Origin of the sequence: Mariniflexile sp. TRM1-10 (assembly GCF_003425985.1) — a bacterium.
Taxonomy (GTDB): Bacteria; Bacteroidota; Bacteroidia; order Flavobacteriales; family Flavobacteriaceae; genus Mariniflexile.
Map to the genome: position 1 here is coordinate 3605601 of NZ_CP022985.1, position 15069 is coordinate 3620669.

Sequence of the window (15069 nt, forward strand, 5' to 3'; positions counted from 1 at the left end):
TTACATGAAACGTTTTATTATTTTTATAGCCCTATGTTTTGTGTTCACAATAACTGGTTATACGCAACAAAAAACGTACTGTAACCCCATTAATATTGATTATGGTTATACACCTTTCAAATCGTTTTCAAGTCAGGGTAAACATCGTGCTACGGCCGACCCCGTGATTGTCAATTTTAAAGAAAAACTCTTTCTGTTTTCAACAAACCAAGAAGGTTATTGGTGGAGTGATGACATGCTCAACTGGAAGTTTGTGTATCGTAAATTCCTTTTGGATGACACCTACACACATGATTTAAACGCACCAGCTGCGTGGGCTATGAAAGATACACTTTATGTGTATGGCTCCACTTGGAAATCTGATTTTCCGATTTGGAAAAGTACCAACCCCACCGTTGATGACTGGGAAATTGCCCTTGACACGCTAAAAGTTGGTGCCTGGGATCCTGCATTCCATTATGAAGAAGAAAAGGATAAACTGTATTTGTATTGGGGTTCGAGTAATGTATGGCCCATTTTAGGTACAGAAATCAATACCAAAACCATGCAATCTGAAGGGTATACCGTGCCAATTGTGAGGTTATTTCCAGAAGACCATGGATGGGAGCGTTTTGGTGAGTATAACGATAATGTGTTTTTACAACCTTTTATTGAAGGTGCGTGGATGACCAAACACAACGGAAAATATTATATGCAATATGGTGCGCCTGCGACAGAATTTAGTGGTTATGCCGATGGCGTTTACGTGAGTAAAGACCCATTAGATAGATTTGAATACCAACAGCACAATCCATTTTCATACAAGCCTGGAGGTTTTGCCCGGGGTGCAGGTCATGGTGCAACATTTCAAGATAATTTTGATAACTATTGGCATGTATCGACCATTTTTATTTCTACAAAAAATAATTTTGAACGACGATTGGGTATCTGGCCAGCAGGATTTGATGCCGATGATGTCATGTATTGCAATACGGCTTACGGCGATTATCCGACGCTATTACCAGAATTTGCTAAAGGTAAAGATTTTTCAAAAGGTTTGTTTACTGGTTGGATGCTACTCAATTATCAAAAGCCCGTACAAGTATCTTCAACGTTGGGAGGTTACCAAGCCAATTTTGCGGTTGATGAGGATATAAAAACCTATTGGAGTGCAAAATCGGGGGATAAAGGCGAATGGTTTCAAACCGATTTAGGCGACGTATCAACCATACATGCCATTCAAATTAATTATGCCGATCAGGATGTTGAGTTTTTAGGTAAAACGGTAGGCAAGTGTCATCAATACATTATCTATGGTTCTAATGATGGTAAAAAATGGCAGGTAATTGTTGATAAAAGTAAGAATGATACCGATGTGCCACATGATTATATTGAGTTTGAAAAGCCAGTTAAAGCACGTTATATAAAAATGGAAAATGGACACATGCCTACCGGAAAATTTGCGTTGAGTGGGTTTCGGGTTTTTGGAAAAGGAAATGGAACAAAACCAAATACGGTTGAGAATTTCACAGTGTTACGTTCAAGCCCGAAGAAGTATGGCGAACGCCGAAGCATTTGGTTTAAATGGCAGCAAAATCAATTGGCCGATGGCTACGTAATTTATTGGGGCAAATCGCCCGATAAACTCTACGGAAGTATCATGGTTTACGGAAAAAACGAGTATTTTTTTACGGGAGCCGATAGAACGGATGCATATTATTTTCAAATTGAAGCATTTAATGCCAATGGTATGAGCGAACGTAGCACTATTGTAAAATCTGAGTAAAATAGAAATGATGACATTGAAAACTAAACTTACATATAGTATAATTTTTGTTTTTGGACATGTTGCCCTAGCACAAAATTATGAAGCCAAAGTCGATTCTTTAATGAAGCTCATGACGCTTCAGGAGAAAATTGGGCAAACCGTGATGTACAGTGGTAGTTGGGATCAAACAGGGCCAATTGTTGGTACAGATAACGCTAAGTATATTAGAGAAGGTAACATGGGGGCTATGCTAAACGCGTTTACGGTAAAGGGCACTTATGATTTGCAAAAAGTAGCAGTTGAAGAAACACGTTTGGGCATTCCGTTGTTGTTTGGATATGATGTCATTCATGGGCATCGTACTATTTTCCCAATTAACTTAGGAATGGCTGCCAGTTGGGATTTAAAAATGATTGAAGAAAGTTCACGTATTTCTGCCGAAGAGGCTTCAGCAGAAGGTTTGCATTGGACGTTTTCCCCTATGGTCGATATTGCCCGCGACCCTCGTTGGGGACGTATTTCCGAAGGTTCAGGTGAAGATGTGTATTTAGCCAGCCAAATAGCGAAGGCCTATGTTAAAGGCTATCAAGGGGATGATTTATCAAAGCACAACACCATTTTAGCTTGTGCTAAACATTTTGTGGGCTATGGTGCAGCCCAAGCAGGTCGCGATTATCACACCGTTAATATGGGTGAAGGTGAATTGCGGAATGTGTATTTACCGCCTTTTAAAGCTGCTGTTGATGCTGGAGTGGAAACGTTTATGTCAGCTTTCAATGAATTAAACGGTGTGCCTACTTCTGGAAACAAGTTTACGCTACGGGATATTTTACAGGAAGAATGGGGTTTTAAAGGCTTTGTAGTTTCAGATTATACATCTATTAATGAAATGATTCTTCACGGTTTTGCAAAAGACAGTACAGATGCTGCTAGAATTGGTATGAATGCAGGTGTCGATATGGACATGATGGGAAGTGTTTACCGAAAACATTTAAAAGAATTGGTTGAAGAAGGCAAAGTTGATGAAGCTATTGTTAATGATGCTTGTCGCAGAATTTTATTGGCGAAATTCAAGTTAGGTCTATTTGATGATCCCTACAGATATATTGATGAAAAACGTGAAGCAGAAACCAAATATAAGCCTGAGTTTTTATCAAAAGCCAGAGAAATTGCAGCAGCTTCATCGGTATTGTTACAGAATAAAAATAACGTTTTACCACTTTCAAAAGAAACAAAATCAATTGCGTTTATAGGCCCATTGGTAAAAGATGAATACGATATTTTAGGTAATTGGGCAGCCAAGGGCGATCGAAAAGGAAAAGCGGTGAGTGTATTTGAAGGTGTTTTGGAATATCTAAAACCAAATCAAATAATGTATGCCAAGGGTTGTGATATTTTGAAGGATGATGAATCTGGCTTTTCGGAAGCTATCACTATTTCAAAAAAAGCAGACGTTATTGTTTTGGTTATGGGCGAAGGCCACCATATGAGTGGTGAAGCGGCATCAAGAACCAATTTGAAAATCCCTGGTATTCAGCCTAAATTAATACAGAAAATTCGTGAAGCCAATCCAGATAAAAAAATCATTTTGGTTTTAATGAATGGGCGCCCCATAAATTTGTCAGACGAAGTAAATTTAGTAGACGCTATTTTAGAAGTTTGGTTTCCAGGAACAATGGGAGGTGCTGCAACTGCCGATATTCTTTTTGGTGCGTATAATCCATCGGGAAAACTAACTGTAACTTTTCCTAGAAATGTGGGTCAAGTACCTATTTATTACAACATGAAAAATACGGGAAGACCCATTCCTGATAATAATCCCACCGAAGATTATAAAAGTAATTACATCGATTCTCCAAATTCGCCATTATTTGTTTTTGGACATGGGTTGAGTTATACCACTTTTAAATATGCTGACTTCACATTATCGTCTCATACACTGTCTTTTTCAGACACATTAAAAGCCAGCGTAGTTGTTTCAAATACAGGGGGTTTTGATGGTTATGAAGTGGTACAATTATATATTCATGATAAAGTAGGGAGTGTAACAAGACCCGTTAAGGAACTAAAGGGTTTTCAAAAAATATTTTTAAAAAAGGGAGAAAGCAAAACAGTCACTTTTATATTAACTGCCGAAGATTTAAAGTTTTATAATAGTGAGATGAACTATACGGTTGAGCATGGAGAATTTGAAATTGCCATTGCCCCAAGTTCCGATTTTAAGTTTAAAAATAGTTTTATATTAGAGTGACTATCAATAATTAACCTGTGTGATTATGTCATCTTACAGGTTAATTTTAAAACCAAATATTTTGAAGTTTAGAAATACATTTAAAACAAATTATATTGCTCTTATTTTTATTTGGGTAATCTCTTGTGGACCAGTACTATTAGCCCAAAACAGCATGATCAATTCTGGATGGCAATTTTCAGAGGATCATACACAATGGGAAGCCGTAAACCTTCCGCATACATGGAATATAAACGATGCTTTTGATGACCAACCGGGTTACAGACGCGGATTGGGATATTACAAAAAGCAAGTTTTTATTTCTTCCGAAGAAAAAGACAAGAAACATTATCTTAAATTTAATGGGGTTGTCCAAGAAGCAACCGTTTTTGTAAATGGCAAACAGATTGGAAACCACAAAGGTGGTTACACTGCTTTCAATTTTGATATTAGTGCTGTTGTTAATTTTGATACCTATAATCTCATAGAGGTTACGGTTGATAATTCATATAATAAAAACATCCCGCCTATAGATGCCGATTTTACTTTCTATGGAGGTATATATAGAGACGTCGAATTAATAGCGCTTCCTAAACAGCACCTTAGTTTAGATGATTTTGCTTCCGATGGGTTTTATGTAAACTATTATGATGTTTCTGAAGAAAAAGCAGGTGTTGAGGTAACAAGTATTATAAACAATAGAGCCGTAACCAACTCCAAAGTTAAGTTACGTTTAGACATATTGGACGCAGATGGAACTGTTGTAAAAACGAGAACGGAATCATTAAAATTACCAGCAGAGACATCTAATGAATTTAAGATAAAGCTCCCTGAAATTTACAACCCTAAATTATGGTCGCCCGAAACGCCCTATTTGTATCAACTAAAAATAATCTTAACAGACGAAAAAGGACTTGTTTTAGATAGGAGACATACAAATATTGGTTTCCGTTGGGTACGTGTAGATGCTGAAAAAGGATTCTTTTTAAATGGTAAACCATTAAAACTTGTTGGAGTAAATAGACATCAGGATTTTAAAGGTTTGGGTAATACCGTTCCTATTGAACTTCAAAAAAAAGATATAGAAATTATAAAAAACATGGGTGGAAACTTTTTAAGGTTTGCCCATTATCCGCACGCTCGGGAGTTGTATGATATGTGCGATAAATTAGGAATTGTAGTTTGGACAGAAATACCAATTGTTAATGTAGTAACCAATTCTGAAGCTTTTTTTAATACGAGTTTAGAGATGCAAAAGGAGCATATCAAGCAATATTATAACCATCCGTCTGTGGTGATGATAGGGTATATGAATGAAATACTTTTACGTTTGTCTTTCGATAACAAATCATCTGAAAGTGATAAAGAAACCCTAAAAACAGTATCTGTTAAATTAGCAACCCAACTTGAAGATGTAACCAGAAAATTGGCGCCAAACCATATCACTGTGATGGCGTTGCATTTTAGTGAATTGTACAACGAAACAGGTATTGCAGACATTCCGATGTTGATTGGTTGGAACTTATATTTTGGATGGTACCATGACAAAATTCAAGATTTAGGTGTGTTTTTGGATGAACAACACAAACGATATCCAAAGCGACCTATTTTAGTTTCAGAGTATGGTCCAGGTGCCGATGCACGGATTTTTACCCCAACCCCAAAGAAATATGATTTTTCCTTAGATTATCAGCTGCTATTGCATCAAGGGTATTACAATCAAGTTGCGACACGTGATTTTGTAGTGGGTATGTCCGCATGGAACTATGCTGATTTTGGTTCAGAATTTAGGGGTGATGCCATTCCGCATGTTAACCAAAAAGGTTTGTTGCAATATGACAGGACACCCAAAGAAGTATATTATTGGTACAAAGCAGTGTTGAACAAAAGTATGCCGTTTGTACACATTGCTGCCGATTATTTGTCAGGAATGACCTTGTTTGGAAATGAAACGTATCCTGTTCAAATATATTCAAATCAAGATATGGTTTCAGTTTATTTGAATGATAAAAAATTAAAAGAGCTCACTATTAAAGATGGTTTTTCAACGATAGATATCCCTTTCGAAAATGGGTTAAATAGAATAAAAGTAGTTTCTGAAAACACGTCTGATGAGCAAACCGTTGAGGTTTTAAGGGTGAATTCTTTAGATTTTGAAAATTTTAATCGTTTCGGTATCAATATAGGCTCACATTTTTATTTCACAGATGAAGCTCAGCATATCACGTTTGTCCCAGACCAGAAATATAAAAGTGGATGGTTTGGTTATTTGGATGGAGACATTTTCAATATAAATGAAGAGAAGCATCAAGGGATTCCTTATGATATAAAAAACACCACTTCAGAACCTTTGTACCAAACCATGCTAGAAGGTTGTACAACGTATAAGGCAGATATTCCTAACGGAAACTATAAAGTATCGCTGTTCTTTGTTGAACCACAAATAAAGCCAACTTCAGATTTATATAGTTTAAAGGCAGCCAAAAATAATTCCGAAGTAAAAAAACAACGCATTTTCGACGTGTATTTGAATAAACAGTTGGTTGAGAAACAATTCAATATGGCTCATGCATATCCAGAAAAATATGGCATTACAAATACCGCTGTTGTAACGGTTGATACTAATGAAGGCTTAACAATTTCTTTAAAGCCTATTGAAGGAACCCCTGTAATTAGCGGTGTTTTAATAGAGAAATTGGATTAAATGAAAAGTATCTCTGAAACTCTGAAACTTTGCAGCTTTGCAACTTTAAAACTTTAAAACTAAAAAAGCATATGAAACCATTAATCTATATAGTCTGCATAGCGTTAATACTTCAAGCGTGCGGACAAAAACCAGCACAAAAAGTTGATGACCAAAAACCAACACGCCCTAATATTATTTACATTATGGCAGATGACCACGCCACCCAAGCCATAAGTGCGTATGGCCATCCCATAAGCAAGTTGGCACCAACACCAAATATTGACAGAATAGCAAATGAAGGGGCTTTGTTTAAAAATAACTTTTGTACCAATTCTATTTGCGGACCAAGTAGGGCGGTCGTTTTAACGGGTAAGTTTAGCCATGTTAATGGTTTTAGGATGAATGGCGATAGGTTTGATGGTAATCAGCAAACATTTCCAAAACTACTCCAAAAAGCAGGATATACTACAGGAATGATTGGTAAATGGCATTTAGATGGCTTACCGCAGGGGTTTGATTACTGGCATATTTTAACCGATCAAGGCAATTATTACAATCCGGATTTTATTGAGGTAAACCAGCAAACACAGCAAGTCGATACCACTAGAATAGAAGGCTATGCTACCGACATCATTACCGAAGATGCCATAAAATATTTGGATAAAGTAAAAAATAGCAAACAGCCATTTATGCTTATGGTGCATCATAAGGCGCCACACAGAAATTGGATGCCAGCTTTAAGACATTTAAATAAATACGATGCTGTTCAATTCCCACTTCCAGATACTTATTTTACGTCGCATGAAGGTTCAACGGCTTCAAAAATGCAACTGCAAACCATTTATAAAGACATGTATGAAGGCCATGACCTTAAAATGACCAAAGAAAAGGGCAGTAATGAGTTGGCACACAATCCATGGACTACTGATTTTGATAGAATGACCACAGAGCAACGAGCCATTTGGGATCAGGCATACCAATCAAAAAATGATGCCATGCATGATGCAAATCTTTCAGGAAGGGCATTGGCGGAATGGAAAGGACAACGTTATCTACAAGAATATTTAGCAACGATAGCAGCTGTTGATGAAAGTGTTGGAAGAATTCTTGATTATTTAGAAGCTCATAATTTATCTGAAAACACCATCATTGTTTATACCACCGATCAAGGATTTTATTTGGGTGAAAAAGGTTGGTTTGATAAACGTTTTATGTATGAAGAATCGTTAAGTATGCCGCTTGTAATGAAATACCCTAAAGCAATAAAAAAAGGGACGGTTATTAATGCATTAACACAAAATATCGATTTTGCTGAAACTTTTTTAGATTATGCCCATGTTGGAATTCCTGCCGATATGCAAGGGAAATCATTACGGCCATTGCTTGAAGGAAAACAAGATTTTGATGATTTTAGGGATGCCGTGTATTACCATTACTATGATTATCCAGCATTTCATATGGTAAAGAAAATGTACGGTGTAAGAACAAAACGCTATAAGCTGATTCATGTTTACGACGATATTGACGAATGGGAACTTTACGATTTAGAGAAAGATCCACACGAACTTAAAAATTTAATCAATGATCCGGCGTATCAAACCATTAAAGCGCAACTCCATAAAAAACTTAAGGCTTTACAAGCAGGCTATAAGGTTACAGATAAAGAATTTGAACAAGCATCGCCCCAAAGTGTTGAAAGAGCCTTTAAGCAATTTGAAAAATTACGAGGCCATACAGGAACTTCTTATGACCCCATTACCAATAAAGATAGAAAGTTATGAATTCTGAATTCTGAATTCAGAATAAACAAATAAACGAATAAACAAATAATATCTACATATGAAACGAATACTGGTTTATTTAATACTATTCTTAAGTGTTTCCTGCAACACAGACAAGAAACTGGCAACAGATGAAGTTTTTACAGAAACGGGAAAAAAGAACTTTAAAACCTATTGCAACCCAATAGATATTGATTATTCATACATGTCTCATTACCGGAGCAAAAATGCCGTTTCCTATAGATCTGGTGCAGACCCTGCTATCGTAAATTTTAAAGGACGGTTTTATATGTTTGTTACCAGATCCCATGGATATTGGGCATCTGATGACATGAGTAATTGGAAATTTATAAAACCACAAAGTTGGTATTTTAATGGAAGTAATGCACCAGCAGCGGTTGTAAAAGATGGAAAAATACTGGTTTATGGTGATCCGTCCGGTCGTGGGGCGATTATAGAAACCGATAACCCGGAACTTGGCGATTGGAAAACGAATTATGCCGTTCTAAATCCTCCAGGAGGCATACAAGACCCCAATTTATTTTTAGATGATGATGGTAGGTTGTATTTATATGAAGAATCTTCAAACAAATGGCCAATTCGTGTGGTAGAGTTGGATACCAAAAACTATTATGTACCCATTGGAGAACAAAAAGATTTATTTAACCTTCAACCAGATAAGCATGGCTGGGAACGCTTTGGTCAAGACCATGATTCCGATTTAGCACCATATATCGAAGGTCCATGGATGGTAAAACACCATGGCACCTATTACCTGGAATATGGAGCTCCGGGAACCCAATGGAATGTCTATGCCGATGGCGTTTATACGAGCAAAAGTCCGTTAGGTCCTTTTGAATATGCGCCATATAACCCCATTTCTTATAAACCCGGTGGCTTTTTGAAAGGCTCAGGCCACGGAAGTACCGTAAAGGATAACCAAGGAAACTACTGGCATTATGCAACCATGGCCATATCTGTAAACTATAAATTTGAAAGACGCATAGGAATGTATCCTGCAGGATTTGAAACGAACGGACAAATGTATGTGAATACCGCTTATGGTGATTACCCACATTATTTACCAAATACGGATGTTGGGAACCATAAGGAACGTTTCACAGGTTGGATGTTGCTATCCTATAAAAAAACTGTTAAAACCAATTCGCCTGTGGTAACCAAAGATATTAATGTGGTAGATGAAAGCGAAAGTGGTTTCATGTTAGAGCAAATAAGGGAATTTGACATCGCTAAAGTTAATGATGAAGAAATTCGTTCTTATTGGGTTTCAGAAACCAATAATGATTCCATCTATTTTGAGATGGATTTAGAAAAACCAAGCCTTGTAAATGCCATTCAGATAAACTTTCAAGATTTTAATAGCACTATTTTTGGCAGACCAGATCATTTAAAACAACAGTTTGTTATTGAATCTTCAATGGATGGTAAAACATGGGAAACCATGGCAGATTATTCAAAGAACAAAAAAGACATGCCACATGCCTATATTGAGTTGGAAAACGCCGTAAAAGCACGTTATATTAGATACAATCACGTGTATTGTACTAATAAATATTTGTCTATTTCAGAATTTAGGGTTTTTGGAAAAGGATTGGATAAAAAACCAATAACACCTCCTAATTTTAAAGTTAAAAGGCAAGCCGATAAAAGAAATGCCAACTTAACATGGGATAAAGTAGATAACGCAACAGGCTATGTTATTTATTGGGGTATTTCTAAGGATAAGCTAAACCTATCTGCTTTGATGTATGAACAACCAAATTACGAACTTCGTGCTTTAAATACAGATCAATCCTACTACATGCAAGTGGAAGCATTTAACGAAAATGGCATTTCAGAAAAAAGTGAGATTATTTATGCAGAATAGAGTTATGAGTTATGAGTTATGAGTTATGAGTTAAGAAGTTATGAGTTATGAGTTATGAGTTGTGAGTTGTGAGTTAGAAGTAAAAATACAACTTAACACTTAAAACCAATCTAACAAGTCTAAAATTCAAAAATCATCAATTGTTAATCAAAAATCAAAAAAGTCCAAAACTAAAGTTAAAAGTTATGAGTTAAGAGTTTGAAGCCAGAAGATAGAAGTTAGAAGTAAAACTTAGAAATTTAGAAACTCTGAAACTCTGAAACTCTGAAACTCTGAAACTTTGCAGCTTTGAAACTTTGCGGCTTTGCAACTTTGCAACTTAAAAAAAAACAGATGAAAATTAAGCGAATAACAACCTATTGTGCAATCATATTTTGCATGAGTCTAAATGCTCAGCAAATATCGGTAATGACTTATAACATAAAGTTGGATTACCCTAAAGAAGGAGAAAACAGTTGGATGAATAGAAAACCATTCTTTAGTAATCAGCTCAAATTTTACGAACCAGATGTGCTTGGTGTTCAAGAAGCCATGCCAAACCAAATGAAAGACATGGATAGCCTTTTGGTTGATTATGACTTTGTTGGTGTTGGACGAGATGATGGTAAGGATGCGGGTGAATATTCAGCAATATTTTATAAAGCAGATCAATTTGAAGTATTGGAATCATCCACATTTTGGTTATCGGAAACACCCGAAAAAGTATCGATGGGTTGGGATGCTGTTTGCAATAGGGTATGTACCTATGCTTTGTTTAAAAATCTTAAAACGAAAAAAATGTTTTGGGTATTTAATACACATTTAGATCATGTTGGTACAGAAGCACGAATTGAAAGTGTAAAATTAATTTTAAATAAAATAAAGCTTCTTAATACCCAAGGTTTACCGGTTATTTTAATGGGCGATTTTAATATGGAAGAAACCCATGAGCGTATTAAATATATTTCAAAAAGCTTAAACGATTCAAAATATGTTGCAAGAAACACTTTTGGTCCATCAGGAACTTTCAATGATTTTGAATTTCATAAACCAGTAACCCGACGTATCGATTTTATATTTGTAAGTGACCATATCACTGTGAATAAATATGCCGTTTTAAGTGATTCTAAAGAATGCCGTTACCCATCGGACCACTTGCCTGTTTTTACTGAAATAACTTTTACAGACTAAAATTTACAAATACGTGTAAAATTTATTTAATCTATAGAATTCCTTGAGGCTCACCTTCGGGGTAGTTCATTAATTTATTTAGTTGCGATTGAAAAACAGTCTTTCTACACTCAAAACCTTATCATTTCTCCCGGATCTAGGTGCTATTTTTAATCAGAACACATTCTTTTTAATTAAAATTTAGACTTTTCAATATAAAATCTATCCAGCATAAAATAATTATTTGCGGATTTTAATATTTGAAACCCTACCATAATTAAGCATAAAGCTTAGACAGTCTCTAAACGCCTAATTGTTAAAAATCAATAAATTTTTATTAAATCTTTTTTATTATAAATTTTTTTATATATTTGGAAAACCAAACTAGTTAACCAATTTGGTTATCCAGTGAAACTAAACAATCTAACTTTATATAATATTAATTATTATGAAATTAAGAATTTTTTATCTGCTACTATTTCTAGGTAGTTTTATTGTCAATGCTCAAACCAATACGTACACTATAACGGGAAAAGTTGTGTCTGAGGTAGACGGGATGCCTATTGTAGGAGCAAACGTTCTTGTGACTTCCAAAAACAAAGGAACAGTTACGGATTTCGATGGCGGTTTCACGCTTCAAGTTGCAAATGATGATGTTGTCACGGTATCCTATGTAGGCTTTGTTTCGCAAACATTTATTGTAAGGAGTCAAAATAACGTGCTAATTAAAATGGTCGAAGATATGGCCAAACTTGATGAAATTGTTGTTGTGGCCTACGGAACCCAGAAAAAATCAAGTCTCACAGGGGCTGTTTCTAGTTTAAATAATGACAATCTTGACGAGTTGCCATACAGTAGGATTGACCAAGCTTTACAAGGTAAAATTGCCGGAGTGCAAATTCAAAATATATCATCGGAAATTGGGGAATCACCACAAATTACCATCAGAGGTTTAAGCTCCATTAGTGCCAGTAGTTCCCCGTTAATTGTAGTCGATGGGTTTCCTATTGCAGATGCTTTGGAATTTATTAATCCGAGTTCTATAAAATCCATTGAGGTGTTGAAAGATGCCAGTTCAACCGCACTTTACGGTTCAAGAGGTGCGAATGGTGTGATTCTAGTAACTACCAAAAGTGGCAGTTTAACACCTACATACAGCTTTAAAAGCTTTACCGGATTTAAGCGTGCATACAAACAAATTGACGCCTTAGATGGATTTGAATATACCGATATGCTCCTTAATGAACGCCAAACCATCGAAAATTTTGAAGCTGCACAAAATGGAACAACACCATCCATCTTAACGTATACGACTAGAGAACGTGCGCAGCGTATTGTCGCTACTGAAACAGGAGGTACCAATTGGTCTGAAGAATCCCAACGTGGAACGGCTCAAATTAATAACTATCAACTGGATATTTCTGGAGGAAATTCAAGCACAAAGTATTATATATCTACTCAGTACATTGAAGACCAGGGACTTTTAAAAGATAACTTCAACAATAAATTAAACTTTCAAGGACGTTTATCTACAAAATTATCTGATAAGCTAGAAATCGGGTTTAATTTCAGACCATCCTTTTCAAGGTTAAGACGTTCCACAGTGCCTTTTTCTGATTATTCAAGAGCATTGCAATGGGGACCCGTAAGGCATAATGCATTTACTTCTGAATTAACAGGGCAACCAATTGGTTCCTATTCCCATCCGAGACACTATAACAATACCACATTTAGTTATGTTGATGACCAAGGGATTCCGCAAACATTTACAGCAAGCTCGCTTTGGGGATCCAGTAATAACAATCCCATTGCAAGAATGGAAAATGAAAACCGTACACGCTATGATTATAGGGTCGTTGCAGATGGATTTGCCAATTGGAAAGTTGCAAAGAACTTAACATATAAAGCAACATTTGGAGGCTATTTTCAATTAAGAGATTATGAAATATTCAGAAATTCACAAGCGTCACATACTGGTGAATCTTATGGTTATAATCTAATGAACTTAAATAACAAATTCATCACAGAACATACCTTAAACTACAGATGGAAAAAGAAAAACCATAGTATGGATGTCTTAGTGGGTACCACTTATGAATATACAGCTTATAAAAACTCAGCCATTGAAGGCACACAATTCCCAACAGATTTAATTGAAACTTTAAATGCAGCAACTGTAATCAATGCCGATGGTACTTATACCAATAAGGAAGAAATTTCATTGGCGTCTTTTTTAGCCAGAGTCAATTATGATTATAAAGGAAAATATTTGTTTTCTGCAGCAGCACGTTATGATGGTTCTTCCCTTTTTGGTCCAGACAATAAATACGGTTTCTTCCCTTCAGCATCCGTGGGATGGAACATTCACAAAGAAAAGTTTTGGAAAGACAATATCGGTTTTGTTAACCAATTTAAAATCCGTTCAAGTTTTGGACTTACAGGGAACAACAACATAGAAAGCTATGCATTTACAAATCTTTTGTTTCCAGCAAATTATTCACTAGGGGAAAGTGGAGGTTCTGTAAATTCCGGTCTTGCTGAAAACGGATTGACACTAGGCAACAGTGCCATAAGTTGGGAGCAAACCAAACAATATGACACAGGAATTGATGTTAGTTTTTTAAAGAATAAATTATCACTAACAGCCGATTACTACTATTCTGTAACAGACAAACTCTTGCTTCAGCAGAATGTATCATACATTACGGGTCACGATAATTATTGGAATAACATAGGTAAAATACAAAACCAAGGTTACGAAATAGCTCTGACCGCAAACCTAGGAACCGATAGTTTTACTTGGGATGGTAGCATTAATTTTTCAGCCAATAAAAATAAGCTCATTTCTTTAGGTGGGGAAGAACAATTTATCAACCAAGGGGAGCGCAACGAACAATATATCTCCAGAGTAGGAGAGGAAGCCATTCAGTTTTACGGATATAAAATGGTTGGTGTTTGGCAAAATGTCGAAGAATTAAATACGTTACCGCGTTCTTCAGAAGATGCCGTTGGTGGTATTAGAGTTGCAGACATGAATGGTGATGGTATTATTGATGCAGATGACAGAACATCTTTAGGGAGTCCTTTCCCAGATTTTACTTGGGGCTTTAGCAATACGTTTAAATATGGAGGTTTTGATCTTTACTTCTTGTTTCAAGGCTCTCAAGGTGGCGAAGTATTTTATGGCGATGGCTTTTATACAGAACCAAGATACCTGCATAGCGATTTTGTAAACGGCTGGTGGTTCCATGAAAATTTTGCCGCAACCAAACCAAGGGAAAAATTAGGTAGGGATTGGGTACTGACAGATTATTTAATTCAAGATGCCTCATACATATCCTTAAGAGAAGTCATCCTTGGGTATTCAGTACCGAAAAAGTTCTTGGAGAAAACCAAACTTAATAAAGTGAGATTATTTGTTTCAGCACAAAACTTACTTTATCTCATGTCTAGTGATTACTACGGACTAAACCCTGAGGGTTTTTCAACAAGTGGTGTTTACAGATCGCCTTTAATTTCAGGTTATCAACGTGGTGCCTATCCAATTCAACAACAGTTTAGCGTTGGTTTAGATATCAATTTTTAAAA

At 36.0% G+C, this 15069-nt stretch carries 7 protein-coding genes; all 7 read left to right on the top strand.

Annotation, left to right across the window (positions count from 1 at the left end; translation table 11 throughout):
- Positions 1-4: 4 nt before the first annotated feature.
- The 7 genes from CJ739_RS15020 (at position 5) to CJ739_RS15050 (ending at position 15067) form a co-directional block, all read left to right on the top strand.
- Positions 5-1765 carry a discoidin domain-containing protein gene (locus tag CJ739_RS15020; RefSeq protein WP_117176759.1) on the top strand — a complete coding sequence of 587 codons (1761 nt, stop codon included), beginning with the start codon at positions 5-7 and terminating at the stop codon, positions 1763-1765.
- Between the two features lie 10 nt (positions 1766-1775).
- Positions 1776-3998, top strand: coding sequence for a glycoside hydrolase family 3 N-terminal domain-containing protein (locus CJ739_RS15025; RefSeq protein WP_205419420.1), 2223 nt, complete (start codon positions 1776-1778; stop codon positions 3996-3998).
- A 61-nt stretch (positions 3999-4059) separates the two neighbouring features.
- Entirely contained in the window at positions 4060-6681 is a 2622-nt protein-coding gene (locus CJ739_RS15030; protein WP_162880230.1) for a glycoside hydrolase family 2 TIM barrel-domain containing protein, read from the top strand.
- Between the two features lie 71 nt (positions 6682-6752).
- Positions 6753-8444, top strand: coding sequence for a sulfatase family protein (locus CJ739_RS15035; RefSeq protein ID WP_117176763.1), 1692 nt, complete (start codon positions 6753-6755; stop codon positions 8442-8444).
- Positions 8445-8502: 58 nt separating this feature from the next.
- Positions 8503-10332, top strand: a complete 1830-nt coding sequence (locus CJ739_RS15040) for a family 43 glycosylhydrolase (protein ID WP_117176765.1) — start codon at positions 8503-8505, stop codon at positions 10330-10332.
- A gap of 333 nt (positions 10333-10665) precedes the next feature.
- The gene (locus CJ739_RS15045) at positions 10666-11502 is read left to right on the top strand and encodes an endonuclease/exonuclease/phosphatase family protein (RefSeq protein WP_205419367.1); all 837 of its coding nucleotides are present in this window, start codon (positions 10666-10668) and stop codon (positions 11500-11502) included.
- Positions 11503-11929: 427 nt separating this feature from the next.
- The gene (locus CJ739_RS15050) at positions 11930-15067 is read left to right on the top strand and encodes a SusC/RagA family TonB-linked outer membrane protein (RefSeq protein ID WP_117176767.1); all 3138 of its coding nucleotides are present in this window, start codon (positions 11930-11932) and stop codon (positions 15065-15067) included.
- Positions 15068-15069 lie beyond the last annotated feature (2 nt).